Annotated in this window: 14 protein-coding genes; 4 read left to right on the top strand and 10 right to left on the bottom strand. The window is 61.5% G+C overall.

Features of this window, described 5'->3' with window-relative positions; all coding sequences use genetic code 11:
* Positions 1 to 231: 231 nt before the first annotated feature.
* Entirely contained in the window at positions 232 to 2,190 is a 1,959-nt protein-coding gene (locus NKI16_RS24160; RefSeq protein WP_352698071.1) for an acetoacetate--CoA ligase, read from the bottom strand.
* A gap of 283 nt (positions 2,191 to 2,473) precedes the next feature.
* On the opposite strand from NKI16_RS24160, the gene NKI16_RS24155 reads away from it, so the two are divergent.
* A complete protein-coding gene (locus NKI16_RS24155) occupies positions 2,474 to 4,324 on the top strand; it encodes an AsmA family protein (protein ID WP_352571621.1) in 1,851 nt (616 codons plus the stop codon).
* A gap of 7 nt (positions 4,325 to 4,331) precedes the next feature.
* On the opposite strand, the gene NKI16_RS24150 is transcribed toward NKI16_RS24155, so the two are convergent.
* From NKI16_RS24150 to NKI16_RS24120, 7 genes are all read right to left on the bottom strand, one after another.
* Complete coding sequence (locus tag NKI16_RS24150) at positions 4,332 to 5,150, bottom strand: ABC transporter permease (protein ID WP_023677454.1); 819 nt, start codon at positions 5,148 to 5,150, stop codon at positions 4,332 to 4,334.
* A complete protein-coding gene (locus tag NKI16_RS24145) occupies positions 5,147 to 6,115 on the bottom strand; it encodes an ABC transporter permease subunit (RefSeq protein ID WP_352756671.1) in 969 nt (322 codons plus the stop codon). Before NKI16_RS24145 ends, NKI16_RS24150 begins: the two co-directional genes overlap by 4 nt.
* Positions 6,116 to 6,124: 9 nt before the next feature.
* Complete coding sequence (locus NKI16_RS24140; RefSeq protein WP_352571623.1) at positions 6,125 to 7,264, bottom strand: ABC transporter ATP-binding protein; 1,140 nt, start codon at positions 7,262 to 7,264, stop codon at positions 6,125 to 6,127.
* Between the two features lie 72 nt (positions 7,265 to 7,336).
* On the bottom strand, positions 7,337 to 8,434 hold the full coding sequence (locus NKI16_RS24135) for a polyamine ABC transporter substrate-binding protein (RefSeq protein ID WP_352571624.1): 1,098 nt from the start codon (positions 8,432 to 8,434) through the stop codon (positions 7,337 to 7,339).
* A 352-nt stretch (positions 8,435 to 8,786) separates the two neighbouring features.
* A complete protein-coding gene (locus NKI16_RS24130; RefSeq protein ID WP_023677450.1) occupies positions 8,787 to 9,740 on the bottom strand; it encodes a DMT family transporter in 954 nt (317 codons plus the stop codon).
* Positions 9,741 to 9,922: 182 nt separating this feature from the next.
* The gene (locus NKI16_RS24125) at positions 9,923 to 10,822 is read right to left on the bottom strand and encodes a DUF2167 domain-containing protein (protein WP_352571625.1); all 900 of its coding nucleotides are present in this window, start codon (positions 10,820 to 10,822) and stop codon (positions 9,923 to 9,925) included.
* Positions 10,823 to 11,018: 196 nt separating this feature from the next.
* Positions 11,019 to 12,470, bottom strand: a complete 1,452-nt coding sequence (locus NKI16_RS24120; protein WP_352756669.1) for a helix-turn-helix domain-containing protein — start codon at positions 12,468 to 12,470, stop codon at positions 11,019 to 11,021.
* 236 nt (positions 12,471 to 12,706) lie between these two features.
* On the opposite strand from NKI16_RS24120, the gene aceA reads away from it, so the two are divergent.
* Together aceA and NKI16_RS24110 are read left to right on the top strand one after the other, a co-directional pair.
* Positions 12,707 to 13,996, top strand: a complete 1,290-nt coding sequence (aceA, locus tag NKI16_RS24115) for an isocitrate lyase (protein ID WP_352756668.1) — start codon at positions 12,707 to 12,709, stop codon at positions 13,994 to 13,996.
* 78 nt (positions 13,997 to 14,074) lie between these two features.
* The gene (locus NKI16_RS24110) at positions 14,075 to 14,317 is read left to right on the top strand and encodes an SMc00767 family acetate metabolism repressor (protein WP_023719402.1); all 243 of its coding nucleotides are present in this window, start codon (positions 14,075 to 14,077) and stop codon (positions 14,315 to 14,317) included.
* Between the two features lie 65 nt (positions 14,318 to 14,382).
* Here NKI16_RS24110 and NKI16_RS24105 read toward each other — a convergent pair whose 3' ends face one another.
* Positions 14,383 to 14,844 carry a RidA family protein gene (locus NKI16_RS24105; protein WP_352571628.1) on the bottom strand — a complete coding sequence of 154 codons (462 nt, stop codon included), beginning with the start codon at positions 14,842 to 14,844 and terminating at the stop codon, positions 14,383 to 14,385.
* Positions 14,845 to 15,275: 431 nt separating this feature from the next.
* Here NKI16_RS24105 and NKI16_RS24100 point away from each other — a divergent pair, with 431 nt between their 5' ends.
* Entirely contained in the window at positions 15,276 to 15,665 is a 390-nt protein-coding gene (locus tag NKI16_RS24100) for an ANTAR domain-containing protein (protein ID WP_352571629.1), read from the top strand.
* Between the two features lie 32 nt (positions 15,666 to 15,697).
* Here NKI16_RS24100 and NKI16_RS24095 read toward each other — a convergent pair whose 3' ends face one another.
* Complete coding sequence (locus NKI16_RS24095) at positions 15,698 to 16,414, bottom strand: HAD family hydrolase (protein WP_352571659.1); 717 nt, start codon at positions 16,412 to 16,414, stop codon at positions 15,698 to 15,700.
* Positions 16,415 to 16,439: the final 25 nt, after the last annotated feature.

Below are 16,439 nucleotides of genomic sequence, written 5' to 3'. Positions count from 1 at the left end.
GGAATTGCTGTCACAACGGGGCTTGAGCGAATCAGATCCTCTCGGGGCTAAGAGGAACGGGATTTCTCCCTCAAGTTACGCACGACTATTGATGCCGGGCCTTAACAAATCCTTACCGGCACGCCGGAAAATTTACCAATGTGTACCACTCATGAAATCTAGGTAAATTCCGAAGAGATAATTCGTTAACGATACCGGAGACCTCAAAACAGCTCCCACCTTGAACCCGGCTCAGTCGGCAAGCTGCGGCAGGTTGCGGAACAGCTCGAGCGCTTCGGGATTGGCGAGCGCTTCCTTGTTCTTGACGGCGCGGCCATGCACCACGTCGCGTACCGCGAGCTCGGTGATCTTGCCCGATTTGGTGCGCGGAATATCGCTGACGGCGACGATCTTGGCCGGCACGTGGCGCGGGCTCGCCCCGGTGCGGATTTTCGCGCGGATGCGTTTTTCCAGCTCGGCATCGAGCTCAACGCCGGCCGCCAGCCGCACGAACAGCACGACACGCACGTCATTGTCGAAATCCTGGCCGATGCACAGCGCTTCGAGGATTTCCGGCATCTGCTCGACCTGATTGTAGATCTCCGCCGTGCCGATCCTGACACCGCCCGGATTGAGCGTGGCGTCGGAACGGCCATGGATGATCAGGCCGCCATGGACGGTCCATTCGGCGAAATCGCCGTGGCACCAGACATCGTCGAAACGTTCGAAATAGGCGGCTTTGTATTTCCTGCCGTCAGGGTCGTTCCAGAAGCCGATCGGCATCGCCGGAAACGCCTTGGTGCAGACGAGCTCGCCCTTCTCCTGGCGGAGCGGGCGGCCGTCATCGTCCCAGACATCGACGGCAAGGCCGAGCCCGGGCCCTTGGATCTCGCCGGTCCATACCGGTTCGATCGGCACGCCGAGCACGAAGCAGGAGACGATATCGGTGCCGCCGGAAATCGAAGCCAGATGCACGTCCTTCTTGATGCCTTCATAGACGAAGCGGAAATCTTCCGGCGATAGCGGCGAGCCGGTCGATGAGATGGTGCGCACGCTGGAAAGATCATGCGTGTGGATCGGCTTCAGGCCGGCCTTGCGCACGGAATCGATGAATTTGGCCGAGGTGCCGAAATAGGTCATCTTTTCGGCATCGGCGAAGTCGAACAGCGCATTGCCGTCCGGGTAGAACGGCGAGCCGTCGTAGAGCAGCAAGGTGGCGCCCGATGCCAGGCCCGACACCAGCCAGTTCCACATCATCCAGCCGCAGGTGGTGAAGTAGAAGAAGCGGTCGCCGTCGAGCAGGCCGGCATGCAGCCGTTCTTCCTTGACGTGCTGGATCAGCGTTCCGCCGGCCGAATGGACAATGCATTTGGGAATGCCGGTCGTGCCCGATGAAAACAGGATGTACAGCGGATGCGAAAACGGCAGCCTTTCGTAGGCGACAGGCCTTGCGGCAAAGGGTGACAGCGCCTCTTCCAGCGCAGCCGCCTTGCCGATGGTCGCGGCGACGTCGAGCGAGGTGCCGAGATAGTCGACAATGAGGACTTTGCGGACGGTGGCGAGCTTGCCCGCCACGGCCGCGATCTTGTCGGCGACTTCGATCGCCTTGCCATTATACCAGTAGCCGTCCGGCGCGATGAACACGACAGGCTCGATCTGGCCGAACCGGTCGAGAACCCCCTGCTCGCCGAAATCTGGGGAGCAGGACGACCAGACCGCGCCGATCGAGGCGGCCGCCAGCATCGCAGCAACGGTCTCCGGCATGTTGGGCATCATCGCGGCGATGCGGTCGCCCTTCTTCACCTTGAGCGACAGGAAAAGCTGCTGCAGGCGCGAGGTCAGCGCATGCAGCTCGTTCCAGGACAGCCGCCGCTCGACCTTGTCCTCGCCGCGAAAGACGATTGCGTCGCCAAGCCCGGTTTTCTTGAGGAGATTCTCGGCGAAGTTCAGCTTTGCCTCAGGAAAGAAGGTCGCGCCGGGCATCTTGTTGCCATCGACCAGCATGCGTTCGCCCTTGTCGCCGACGATGCCACAAAAGTCCCAGACCAGGCTCCAGAAGGTCTCGCGATGATCGATCGACCAGCGATTCAGGTCGGCATAGGAGGAGAAAACCTTGCCGGCCATGTTCGCCGCGGCGTTCATGAAGGCGGTCATCGGCGCTGCGTCGATCTGCTCTTGCGTCGGGATCCAGAGCGGTGCGTCGTCAGCCATCATTGTTTCTCCTTAAAGCACGTCACGTTTGAAGAGATTCACGCGACGCGCTTTAAACTTTTGTCTTTATGCATGTCGTTTATCCCAAAACCGCTGCGCACTTTTGGGCGACATGCATTGGCATCGCTTATGCATATCGCGATGCAGCAGAGCAAGATTTTGTTGGACCGCGCCGGTCAGGGTGTGCGCAAATGCCATCGCCGGGCCATAAAGACTTGAAATGCGTCAGCCGTCGGTTACACCCGTCGGGCGATTTTGTCGGAATGGAAGCATACGGGGCGATATGCCATCACCTTTGATCCGACGCGGAATATGGGCGATCGGCGCAGCCGTCATCGTCATCGCGCTGGTTGTCGCAGCCTTGCCGTTGATCGCCTCGACCCGCATCGTACGCGACCGTATCGCGTGGGAAATGAGCGCGTGGAGCGGTTTCCGGGTCACCATCGACGGCGCGCCGCGTATCGAGGTGTGGCCGAATTTCCGGGCGATCCTGAGCGACGTGACGCTGTCGCAATGGACGGAGACGGATGCGCCGCCCGTGGTCGAGGCCGAACGGGTCGAGGTCGACCTCTCGGCGATGGCGGCGCTGCGTGGCGATGTGGTGTTTTCGACGGCGCGGCTGGTACGACCGACGATCCGGGTTCAGCGTACCGCGAGCGGGTTTTTCCTGCCTGCGATTCCCAGCGGTGGGCGCATTACGCGTTCGATCGATGCTGCCCGCGCGGTGATCAACACAAATCCCGCCAAGCCGGATCTCGGCAAGCTGCCGACAGATCCGTTCGGCACAGTCGAGTTCAGGGACGGCCGCGTAGTGGCTGCCATCGGCGGCAAGGACCAGGAGATATTGAGCAGCCTGAGCGGCCAGGCGAACTGGGCCGCGATGAACAGCAATGCGACGCTGTCGGCGACCGGGATATGGCGCGGCGAAAGTGTTGCCATCGACGCCGCATCGCCGAACCCGCTCGTGCTGTTCGGTGGCGGCACAGCACCGGCCACATTTTCCTTCAAGGCGGCACCGGCCAGTTTTTCGTTCGACGGCCGCGCCAGCATGTCGGAGAACGGCTATTTCGACGGCCAGGCAAAATTCGCCGCACCTTCGCTCCGACGCGTGCTCGAATGGTCGCAGGCCGGCATCGCGCCCGGTGCCGCAATCGGCTCGATCTCGGTTTCAAGCAAGATCACGGCGACGGCCGGGCGCGTCAAATTTGAAAACACGGCCCTGACCCTCGACAATAACCCCGGAATGGGTGCGCTGGACTTCACCTATGGTGAGGCACTGCCGGTGATCTCCGGCACACTTGCCTTCGATACGCTCGACCTCAGATCATTTCTCTCCGCCTTTACGCCGGTGCCATCCGCCGGCGGCACCGGCCCGGGCGAAATCGACACAAGCTTCGCCGACCGGATCAATCTCGATCTCAGGCTGTCGGCGGCGCATGCCACCGCCGGCGCCATCCAGCTTGCCGACGTCGCTGCCACTGCCCAGGTCAAGAACGGCCTTGCCGTCTTCGACATCTCGGATGCATCCGCCTTTGGCGGCAACGTCCAGAGCAGCGTCCGTTTCGACCGCAAGCCCGCCGGCACGGAAGTCGAGATCCGGCTGCTTGCTTCCGATATCGACGGCGGCGCTTTCGGCACCGCGGCCGGGATGACGCGGCTGGTGCCGATCGGCACTGGAACCGTTTCGGTCATCCTCAAGGGGCCTGGCAGAACCTGGGACTCGATTTTCGAAAACGCCAATGGCTCGCTGTCCGCGACGTTCGGCGCGGGTGCGCTGAGCCGGCTTAACCTGCCGGCGTTCCTCAAGCACACCGAACAGGGCGGATTCTTCGCGCTGGACGACGTCTCGGACGGAACGCTGCCGATCGACGGGGCCGAGCTCAAGGCGAGCGTTTCGAACGGCGTGGCGCGTATCGACAAGGCCGAGGTGAATTCCGCGCAATACAAGATCTGGCTTTCCGGCATCGCATCCTATGCCGGACGCGGGCTGGCGCTGTCCGGCGGCATCGTCCAGCCGAGCCAGGCTGCCACGCAGACGAATGGCCAGCCGCCCAAGCAGTCGTCGTTCTTCGTCGGCGGCACGTGGAGCACGCCGTTCATCTCGCCGATAAGCCGCGGCGTTTCGGGAGAGTAGCGAGCCTTCAACCTCGCTGCGCCGCCTGCTCGTCGCGCTGGCGCTGCACCTCGCGGCGTTTGTTTGCGAGCGAAGCGATGATCACGCCAACTGCGACGACCGCGATCAGGATGGTGCACGCTGCGTTGATTTCCGGCGTCACGCCAAGGCGGACCTGGCTGTAGATCTTCATCGGCAGCGTCGTGGCGCCGGGTCCCGAGGTGAAGCTGGCAATAACCAAATCATCGAGCGACAGCGTGAAGGCCAGCATCCAGCCGGAGACGATAGCCGGCATGATAACCGGCAGCGTGATCTGGAAGAAGGTCTTCACCGGTGGCGCACCGAGGTCCATCGCGGCCTCTTCCAGCGAACGATCAAAAGTGATCAGGCGCGACTGAACCACCACCGCAACGAAGCACATGGTTAGCGTGGTGTGGGCAAGCGTCACCGTCAGAAAGCCGCGGTCGAGGCCGACGGCGACGAAGAGCAGCAGCAGCGACAGGCCGGTGATGACTTCCGGCATGACCAGCGGCGCAAACACCATGCCGGAAAACAGAAGCCGGCCGCGAAAGCGCGTGTAGCGTGTCAAGGTGAGCGCCGCCAGCGTGCCGAGCACGGTCGCGACGCTTGCCGAGATGACGCCGACGCGGGCCGTCACCCAGGTGGCGTCCATCAGACCCCGGTTGTGGAACAGCGACACGTACCATTTCGTCGAGAAGCCACCCCAGACGGTGACCAGCTTCGATTCGTTGAAAGAGAACACAACGAGCAGGACGATCGGCAGGTAAAGAAAGGCAAAGCCGAGCACGATCGAAATGATGTTGAAGCGGCTCCAGGTCGCGTTCATTGGTCCTGCTCCTGGGCGCGCGCCTGGGCTCGCTGGAAGAGCATGATCGGCACGATCAGCAGCAGCAGCAAGATGACGGCAACGGCGGACGACACCGGCCAGTCGCGGTTGGCGAAGAACTCGTTCCACAGCGTTCTGCCGATCATCAGCGTCTGCGAGCCGCCGAGCAGGTCGGGAATGACGAACTCGCCGACGGCGGGAATGAACACCAGCAGGCAGCCGGCGATGACGCCGGGCAGCGACAGGGGGAAGGTGATCTTCCAGAAGGCGCTGGTCGGCGGACAGCCGAGATCCTTGGCGGCCTCGATCAGAGAATGGTCCATCTTCTCCAAGGACGAATAGAGCGGCAGCACCATGAACGGCAGATAGGAGTAGATGATGCCGATGAAGATCGCCGTATAGGTGTTGAGGATGATCAGCGGCTGGCTGATGATGCCGGTGGCGAGCAGCAGCTGGTTGAGCAGGCCCTCGGGCTTGAGGATGCCGATCCAGGCGTAGACACGGATCAGGAACGAGGTCCAGAACGGCAGGATCACCAGCATCAGCAAGGTCGGGCGAATCGTCGCCGGAGCGCGCGCCATGCCATAGGCTATGGGATAGCCGACCAGCAATGTCAGGACCGTCGAGATGGCGGCGACGATGACGCTCGTCACATAGGAATTGAAGTAAAGCGCATCCTGCGTCAGCCAGGTATAGTTGTCGAAATTGAGCGCGCCGAATTCCGAGATAAACCCGGAAATGCCGCTGCGGAAATCGAGCACCGGCGTGTAGGGCGGCATGGCGATCGCCGTCTGCGACAGCGAAATCTTGAAGACGATGATGAAAGGGACGAGAAAGAAGAACAGCAGCCAGAGGTAGGGGATGATGATGACGAGCCGGCTAACGAAGGCCGCTCCCAGCCTGACCAAGGCGGATTTGCCGGCAGCGCTTGCCGGAGAGCTTGTTGCGGCGGTGACAGCGGACATGATCAGTCCCTACCGTGTCAGGACGACGCCGGCGTCGGGGCGGAAAGAAACCCAGGCGCGGTCGTTCCAGGTCAATGGATCCTCGGTGAGGCGTGCCCCGTTCATGGTGCTCGCCCGCACCACCTGACCGTCGTCCAGCCTGACGTGATAGACGGTCATGTCGCCGAGATAGGCTATGTCGTAGACCTCGCCCTCGATGGCGTTGACGGCACCGGCCGGTTTCGTGGAGGACACCTTGATCTTCTCCGGCCTGATGGCGAAGGTGACGGATGTTCCGGCGGCGGCCCTGCCGGCATTTTCGGTCCGGATGGTGATGCCGTTGCCGGCATCGATGCTCGCACTGCCGGCCTCGCCAGCCGCGATCTTGCCGTCGAACATATTCACATTGCCGACGAAGCCGGCGACGAAGCGGGAACCCGGCGCCTCGTAGACCTCGGCCGGCGTCGCCACCTGCATCACCTCGCCCTTGTCGATGATGGCGATGCGGTCGGCCATCGTCATCGCCTCTTCCTGATCATGGGTGACGACGACGAAGGTGAGGCCGAGGTTCTGCTGCAGGTCCATCAGCTCGAACTGGGTTTCCTCGCGCAGCTTCTTGTCCAGCGCACCAAGCGGCTCGTCGAGCAGCAGGACTTTCGGCCGCTTGGCCACCGAGCGCGCGAGCGCGACGCGCTGGCGCTGGCCACCCGACAATTGGTGCGGTTTGCGCTTGGCGAACTGCTCGAGCTTGACCAGCTTCAGCATCTCGGCGACGCGCTTGTCGATGTCGGCCTTGGCCATGCCTTCCTGCTTGAGGCCGAAGGCGATGTTGTTCTCGACCGTCATGTGCGGAAACAAGGCGTAGGACTGGAACATCATGTTGACCGGCCGCCGGTAGGGCGGAATGCCGCGCAGATCCTGGCCATCGAGCAGGATGCGGCCAGCGGTCGGCTCCTCGAAGCCGGCGAGCATCCTGAGCAGCGTCGATTTCCCGCAGCCTGAGGCCCCGAGCAAGGCAAAGAATTCGCGCTCGAAAATGGTCAGCGACAGATTGTTGACCGCGGTGAACTCACCGAATTTCTTGGTGACGTTGTCGAACTGGATGTATGGCTTGGCGTTCGGATCGTTCCATGGCGCAAAATCCCTGCGGATGCTGCCAAGCGATTTCATGTCCCACTCCGTCCTGCTGCTTGCCCCATGAGAAAGCGGCCCCGGCAACGGCTGCCGGGGCCTGGTCAGATGCTATTGGCCGGTGACGATCTTGGTCCAGGTGCGGGTGATGATGCGCTGGGTCTTGGGATCGTAAGGCGATACGGTGTAGAGCTTCTGCAAGGTGGCTGCATCCGGATAGATCGCCGGATCTTCCAGGATCGCCTTGTCGATGAACTGCTGCGAAGCCTTGTTGCCGTTGGCATAGAGCACATAGTTCGACGATTTGGCGATCACTTCGGGCTTCATCATGTAGTTCAGGAACTCATGCGCTTCGGCGACATGCGGCGCATCGGCCGGGATCGCCATCTGGTCGAACCACATCTGGGCACCTTCCTTCGGCACGGAGTAGCCGATCTCGACGCCCTGCTTGGCTTCGTCGGCGCGGTTGCGGGCCTGGAAGACGTCACCCGACCAGCCGACCGCCAGGCAGATGTCGCCATTGGCAAGGGCGTTGATGTATTCGGAAGAGTGGAACTTGCGGATATAGGGCCGGACCTTCAGCAAGGTTTCTTCGGCCTTGGCAATCTCATCGGGCGACGTGCTGTTTGGATCGAGGCCCAGATATTTCAGTGCCGCCGGTATGATGTCGGCCGGCGAATCCAGCACATAGACGCCGCAGTCCTTCAATTTGGCCAGGCTTTCGGGATTGAAGAACACGTCCCAGCTGTCGATCTTGTCGGTGCCGAGCGCTGCCTGCACCTTCTTGATGTTGTAGCCGATGCCAACCGTACCCCACATGTAGTTGATCGAATATTCGTTGCCGGGATCATATTTGGCGGTCCGTTCCATGACCGTGTCCCACATATTTGAAATGTTCGGCAGTTTCGACTTGTCGAGCTTCTGGAACACACCCGCCTGGATCTGGCGTGCAAGGAAATTGCCGCTGGGCACGACGACATCGTAGCCGCTGCCGCCGGCGAGCAGTTTCGTTTCCAGGATCTCGTTGGAATCGAAAGTGTCGTAGACGACCTTGATGCCGGTTTCCTTGGTGAAGTCGTCGATGATCGAACTGTCGATATAGTCCGACCAGTTGAAGACGTTGACGACGCGATCCTCGGCATGCGCGCCCAAGGTGAAAACTGCCAGAAACGCCGAAGTCGCCGAAAGCCAGAGCGCTTTGCGGGTCATGCTATTCTCCTTTGATGAGTGTTCCGTCGCCAGTTCGTCGCGGCGTCCGCGCGGCTGGGCATTTGCTTCAAGGTATTGGGCTTGCAGGCAGGCGACAAGCGCGAATTGCCGGCGCCATTATCGTTCGGCGGCGAGCCGACAGCGAAGACCTGGCGTGGCGTTGGTGGTGTTCCGACGCCGTCGGAAGCTTTCGCTACGGCGCGGGCAGGGAGACGACGATATTGTCCGGCCTCGATGCGGCCGGCATGGAGACTTGGCAAGATACGCCTGTCTTGTTGTTGCCGTGATCGCAGCCTGCCCGCGCGGCTGCGACGTTGTCAATGGTTCATCTCGCTTTGACGCGCGCACTGCATCAATTAGGTGACGGCACACCGGTGACGCCCGCTCGCGCGGGCCGCGTCTGACGCTTGAACTCGAGCCCGATATGGACGAGCAGCGCGGTGACCACGACCGCACCGCCTACGATGGTGCGCGCCGACGGCACCTCGGAATGGATGAGCCAGACCCAGATCGGGCCAAGGATCGGTTCGAACGTGCCGAGCAGCGCCGCGACGGCGGCCGGAACAAGCCGGGCTCCGGTGGCGAAGAAGGCGAGACCGAGTCCCAGATTGATCACGCCAAAGGCAAAGAGGAAGCCCATATCGTGACTGGAGACGCCCAGCGCCGACGCCTGCGATGCCGCAAAGGCGGCCGCCAGCATCGTGCCGAGACAGGTCGCCGGCGTCATGCGCACATGGGCAAAGCGGCGCGTGATGACGGTGGCGATCGAGAACATGACAGCGATGAGCAGCGCCAGCCCGTCGCCGATCGGCGACACCGCGCCATCGAGCGATTCCGACACCATGATGGCGACGCCGACAATGACGGCGGCGATCGCCACCCAGGTCGCCACCGCCACCCGTTCGCGAAACAGCGCCCAGGCAAACAGCGCCGCCAGAAGCGGCACGCCGGCCTGCATCAACAGGATGTTGGCGACCGTGGTATAGGCAAGCGCCACGACGAAAGAGGTCGACGCCGTGGCGAAGCAGAACGCCACCGCAAGGCCGGCCAGGCCCATGCCGCGAAACAGCTTCAGCGTGCCACGCCAGCCGTCGCGCCAGACCATGAAGCAGAGCAGGAAGGCGGCGGCCCAGACCGAGCGCCAGAACACCACCGTCCAGCTGTCGGCGTTGTCGATGAAGCGCGCAATGCTGCCGCCGAAGCTCCACATCAACGCCGACAGGAATACCAGCAGGAAGCCGACGCGTTCCCCTTGCGGCGACACGATCGGCGAAGCGGCAACAGGAGATGATGCGGTATCGGTCATGGGTACGACTGTCGGCGAATTCGGAGCAGCACGATGTGCAATGGACGACAGAGACGTGCCTAATTCGCGTAACGCAAAGCAGAAGGCCGGGCGTGATCCAGTTCGATGTTCCGTTTGGCGCACTGATGAGCGCGCCTCGCCCCTCGCCCGGCGATGATCCGAGGCGACCTGTCGATGATGCGTTACGAGGTGCTCTTGTTGCCGCGGATAAAACGCCAGAGACCGGCCAGCGGAATCAGCAGGAGCAGGCCAAACTTTTTCAGCGCGATCAGCGCCACGACCAGAAAACCTGCTTTCGCCGCCAGCTTGCCGGCAATCAGGCCACCGACGCCAATCGCCGCAACCGTATCGACGCCCGGCACGAAATCGGCGTATGTCTTGCCGGTATTGAAGTCCGCGAGGCCAAGCACTTCATCCAGGCTTTGCCTTATCTCCGGCAATTGTTCCACCGTCGCGATATAGCTCATCACGAAAACGCCCTCCCTGCCAAGGAAACGGACGTCGTAGTTGAGCGTATGGGCGGCATCGTTGCCAAATTGCAGCTCCTTGGCCCAGTGCAGGCGCTTGTGGGCCGCGTCATAAACCGGCGGCGACGCCCAGCCGATCAGCGTAATGGGCGCATAGCCATCCTTTACCCTCTGATCGTTGCCGGAAAGAGTGTCTGACTGCATGTTGCGCAGCAGTTCATTGTAATCGATGGACGCGGCGTCGCTGTCGTCGACGTAACCGATCTTTTCCCAGCGCAGCTCTATCCCCCAATTGTTGTCGGCAATGGGATCATGGGAGACTGGAAAGATCATGCCGAGGGCATCGGAACCAGAGTCGGGCGGATTGCCCCAAGCTTCGGTGAGGACGGAGAGCGTGTCCTTCTTGTCCAGAAAATAGAACTTGTCCTTGAGGTCGAGATGGATGCCTTCGGCAAGATTTATCGCGCCGGTCTTCGGATCGATCTTGTCCAGGAACGCCTTGCCGGCATCATTATAGTGTTGATAGGAATTGAAGAAATCCGAGGACTTTTCAGCCAATGCGGGATCGGCCGAAAACGCGAGCGCCAAGCCAAGCCAAAAAACTGTCCTGCCCATCATTGATCCCCCGACCGTTGCGCAGTTCTTTTTTTTGATACCGTACCGTCAATGCTGAATCAATATTCGGCTGAATCAATATTTTGGCTGAACCAATATTTTGGCCGGCAACCGCGAACCAGCTTACTGGTTGCCGCCGCAGGAACAGATGAGGTCCTTTGGTCGAAGATTCAGCCGCAATATTGCTGGAGCCGAATCACTGGAAATCGAACGCCGACAGTCCCGTGACCATCTCGTCGAGGCCGAGCGGACGTGTAACGGGTGGCTCGGCGCGGGCGAGGCAGCCGATGCGTTCGCACAGCCGGCAGGCAGGGCCGACCGGCGTCGCCAGCGCAGCGGCGCTCTGTCCGGTCTTGCCGATGGCGGCCGGCCCCGGCAATGCCGCTCCATAGGCGACCTCGTCGCGAAAACTGATGTCGCAGCCGAGCAACAGCGCCGTGCGCCGCGGGCGCTCGGCAAACGAGCCCTGCGGCCCTTCGAGCGTGCGGGCCATGCAGAGGAACGCCGCACCGTCGGGCATTTCCACTGCCTCGACCAGGATCTGGCCGGGCTGGGCGAAGGCGGCATGGACCGGCAGCTTCGGACAGCCGCCGCCGAAGCGGCTTTGCGGAAAGCCGTGGCTGCCCGCCTTGCGGAACCGATTGCCGGCACTGTCGACCTCGAGCATGAAGAACGGCACACCCGACGCACCCGGCCGCTGCAGCGTGGTCAGCCGGTTCGCCGCCTGCTCGAAAGAGACGCCGAAGCGCGACCGCAACATGTCGATATCATAGCGGGCACGGACCGCAGCGGCGCGAAAAGGCTGATAGGGCATCATCAGAGCGTGCGCGGCATAGCGGCCGAGCTCGAAACGCGCCAGCCGGCGGGCTTCGTCCGTGGTCAGCTTCAGCACCTGGATCTCGGCAGCTACAGCGACGCTCATGCGGATCAGGCAGGCCTCCATCGCCACCTCGCGTAGTTGATCGAATGGCGACAGCCGCTCGGACAGGAACAGGCGCTGCGAGTGACGGTCGTAGCGACGGCGCCAGTTGGGCATGGTGGCGACCGGCAGCACCTTGACGACGATGCCGAATTCACGCCGCAGCCAAGCCTTCAACGCACTGAACAGATCGTCGCCGGGATCGAGCACCGACGTGAATGCCTCGGCTTCCTCTTCGAGCGCGGCAAAATGGTTCGGCCGGCGTTCGAAAATCTCATGCACCTCGTCGATCGGCAGCCTGGCACCGGAGAGGGCGGTGGCCTTGCCCTCACGCGCGAGCAGCTCGTTGATATCCGACAATCGCTCGGCCTGCTCGCGATAGGCGCGAAACAGCTTTATGACAGCGGCGGAAGCGTTGGGCGCCGCCTCGGCAAGCTCGATGAGTTCCTGGTCGCCCGGCAGTTCGCCGGCCAGCAACGGATCTGAAAACACTTCCTTCAAATCGGCGACCGACCCCCTCGCCTCGCCCTGCAATTCATGTGGGTCGACCTTGTAGACGGTTGCCAACCTCAGGATCAGTTGCACCGTCAGCGGCCGCTGGTTGCGCTCGATGAGATTGAGATAGGACGGCGAGATGCCGAGCCCTTCGGCCATCGCCGTCTGGGTCAGCCCCTTGGCGTTGCGGATGCGACGAATGCGCGGCCCGGCAAAGATTTTGTGGTCGGCCAATCGAGTTTCCTTGACAGAAATTTACATCCACCGATGGCATGGCTGTCTTTACAATCATGACAGATTTACAGCTCTCATCAGTCAAACACAACACAGGTTTTCCCTTATTTTATGACTGATCAGGAGGTTTACCTCGCTTGCGTCGTGCCGACGTGTAAATGGTGTCACATATGGCGCACATATTTTCCCTCTGCGACGCCTTCCTAAACCGGCATCAAAACCGCCTGGAGTGATCAATGACCGACTTTTACAACCTCGTCCCGTCGGCGCCGCAAGGCCGCTTTGATGGCATCGAAAGGCCCTATTCGCCGGACGACGTGAAGCGGCTGCGCGGCTCGGTGCAGATCCGGCAGAGCCTCGCCGAAATGGGGGCAAACCGGCTGTGGCAGCTCATCCATGAAGAGGATTTCGTCAACGCGCTGGGTGCCATGTCGGGCAACCAGGCGATGCAGCAGGTGCGGGCCGGGCTGAAAGCGATCTATCTGTCAGGATGGCAGGTCGCCGCCGATGCCAACACCGCTTCCGCCATGTACCCGGACCAGTCGCTTTATCCCGCAAATGCCGCGCCCGAACTGGTCAAGCGCATAAACCGCACCTTACAGCGCGCCGACCAGATCGAGACCTCCGAAGGCAAGGGGCTGTCGGTCGACACCTGGTTCGCGCCGATCGTCGCCGACGCGGAAGCCGGCTTCGGCGGGCCGCTCAACGCTTTCGAGATCATGAAGGCGTTCATCGAGGCGGGTGCGGCCGGCGTCCATTACGAGGACCAGCTGGCTTCGGAGAAGAAATGCGGCCATCTCGGCGGCAAGGTGCTGATCCCGACCGCCGCACACATCCGCAACCTCAACGCGGCGCGGCTTGCCGCCGACGTCATGGGTACGCCGACGCTGGTCGTGGCGCGCACTGACGCGGAAGCGGCAAAGCTCCTGACCTCCGATATCGACGAACGCGACCGGCCCTTCGTCGATTATGACGCCGGCCGCACCGCGGAGGGCTTCTACCATGTCAGCAACGGCATCGAGCCCTGCATCGCCCGCGCCATCGCCTATGCGCCCTATGCCGACCTGATCTGGTGCGAGACTTCCAAGCCCGATCTGGCGCAGGCCAGGACGTTTGCCGACGGCGTGCGCAAGCATCATCCGGGCAAGCTGCTTGCCTATAATTGCTCGCCGTCTTTCAACTGGAAGAAGAATCTCGACGACGCGACGATTGCGAAATTCCAGAAGGAACTCGGCGCCATGGGTTACAAGTTCCAGTTCATTACGCTGGCCGGTTTCCACCAGCTCAATTTCGGCATGTTCGAGCTCGCCCGCGGCTACAAGGAGCGGCAGATGGCAGCCTATTCGGAACTGCAGGAGGCGGAATTCGCCGCGGAAGCCAATGGCTATACCGCCACCAAGCACCAGCGCGAGGTCGGCACCGGCTATTTCGACGCCGTCTCAATGGCGATCACCGGTGGCCAGTCTTCGACCACGGCCATGCATGGATCGACCGAGCACGCCCAATTCAGGCCGGCGGCGGAATAGCGGAACAGCAGACAAACAGAGGGAACGCCCAAGCGGGCATGGCAACACAACAGGCATGGCAACACAGGGAGAAGACCAATGGCATCGATAAGCCGCGTCAAGGAACGGGCCGAAGAGCAGGCCACAAGCATGAATGTCGATCAGCAGGCGACCATCCGCATGCTGGCGAACGATCTGCACAGGCTCAATCAGTCGGTAATGAAGGCGGTCGAGGCCGGCGTCTCGGTCGAGCTGGTGCGCTCGGCACGACACCATGGCGGCGACGGCAACTGGGGCGATCTGCTGATCCCGGTCATCGTCACGCAACGGAGCCACGACTGATGAATTCTACCGCACCGCGCCTCTTTTGAGCGCATGCTATCGCACCTTGCACGCCGCGGCTTTGCCTAATCCGGCAGAGCCGCTAATGCAACGATTTCAATGACAAGATCAGGCTGCGCAAGCGCTGCAACGCCAATAATTTCCGAGGGCGGCGGGTTGTTGTAGCTGCAGTGCTTCGGGCAGTGCACCGCAAAGAATTCGTCCAAGACGTCCAGGCGGAAATTGGGAGAGCTCAGAACACCGCCATCGGGAAATGGCCCCTTAACAAAGAAGGTCAGCCTGATGAGATGCTCGAGCGCAGTGCCAAGCTCTTCCAGATCTGATTTGATGTTGGTGAGAATCTTGCGCCACTGCGCCGCGGCATCTCCAACGGCGCCGCCACCGCTTTTGCCGATCGGATCGTAGTCGTCGGCCGTCGCGGTGTTTCCGGAAAGGTAGACAAACCCCTTTGCGCCGGTAACGACCGTACCCTTTCCCCATGGCATCAACCGGCCGTTTTTAAATTTCTTGTGAGTCACGAGTTCCATTGTCATCTCCCGTCGCCCAAAGAGACGTGCTTAGCCAACGAGGAAGGATAGTCCAGCGAGACGGTGCGACAAGCTCGCGACAGACTTGCCTCGCCTTCATCCAACCTGCGTCAATCCGGCTATGGCTGCGAGTTGATGCGTTCGCGCTGCACAGCCAAACTTCGCTGAAGCCTGCCCAGTTGCAATGGCGACTTCTCCTTTCGAGCGGCGGCAAAGAAAAGCACTTAATTTAAATTTTAATGTTTCTTGCGATATTCTCCTGATATGCCATTTCAGCTTGACATGAGCAGCGATCTCACGCCAATTACCTCCAAGTTTCAACCCTGCATTGAAACATTGAACAACGGCCTGCCCCCGCCATGTGCCCAGCGAATCGCGATATCGAGACTGCAAAACAGCTGGCTTTCGGTAGCCGGGACGTGGAGACCGGCATGCTTCCGGATTTCTCGCGTGTGCTGGTGGTCGGAAAATCACCGATCAACCGGGTCGTGGTTTCAAAGATCGTCGAGCGGTCCGGCCTCAAACCGATCTCGGAAACGCCAGAAACCGCGGCAAAGGCCTTGCACGCACTGGTTCCCGGCACTGTCGTTCTCGACGGCGGAGCGGAGAACGGGGACTGCGACGCTTTGCTGTCGGGTATCGATGCACTGCGAAGGGCGTCAGGCAAATCGCTTCCGTCGGTGATCCTGCTTTCAGTCAAGACCGGCACTCCGGAGACCCTGGGCCTGTCGAGCGTCATCGATGCGGTGGTCGTCAAGCCGATCACCACCGAACGGCTGCAGCCGGTGATCGACCGGCTGGTCGGGGTCGGCCGCAACTGACTTCTACCGCGACGCGTCGACTGCAGACCTGATTAATCAATCTCGCCGATACGCTCGATCAAGCCCGGCAGTTCACCGAGATTGGCTATCTGGCGAAAGCGTGGTGCCGAGACCGGCGGCTCGACATGTTCCAGCACCCAGGTCAGATCATGCGGAACGTGGATGCCCCAACTGCCGGCTTCGATGGCCGGTACGACGTCCGATTTGAGCGAGTTGCCGACCATCATGCCCTTTTCCGGGCCGTCGCCGTGGCGGCTGAAGATGCGGCTATAGGTGGCTGCGCTCTTGTCGCTGACGATCTCGACGGCATCAAACAGCTCGCCCAGCCCGGATTGCGCGAGCTTGCGTTCCTGGTCGAACAGGTCGCCCTTGGTGATCAGCACCAGGCGGTAGGCGCCGGCCAGCTTTTCCACGGTTTCGCGCGCATGGGGAAGCGGCTCGATCGGATGGTTGAGCATCTCGCGGCCCGCGGCGAGAATTTCGGCGATAGTCGAGGCCCGCACCTGGCCGTTGGTGACCTCGATCGCCGTCTCGATCATCGACAGCGTGAACCCCTTGATGCCGAAGCCGTAGACCGCGAGGTTGCGCTTCTCGGCCTCCAGCAATCTTGCTGAAATCCGGTCCTCCTCGGCGTGATCGGCGAGCAGTGCGGCAAAGCGCTTCTCGGTCACGCGGAAGAACTGTTCGTTCTGCCACAGCGTGTCATCGGCGTCGAAGCCGATCGTCGTCAGTTTGCGGCTGTGTTGCATGGGGACCATTAATTGCAGCCTTGCG

It is taken from the genome of Mesorhizobium sp. M0698 (assembly GCF_040320455.1).
In the GTDB taxonomy this organism is placed as follows: Bacteria; Pseudomonadota; Alphaproteobacteria; order Rhizobiales; family Rhizobiaceae; genus Mesorhizobium.
The sequence above is the reverse complement of the archived record's forward strand: the minus strand, read 5'-3'. Positions and strand labels throughout refer to the sequence as shown.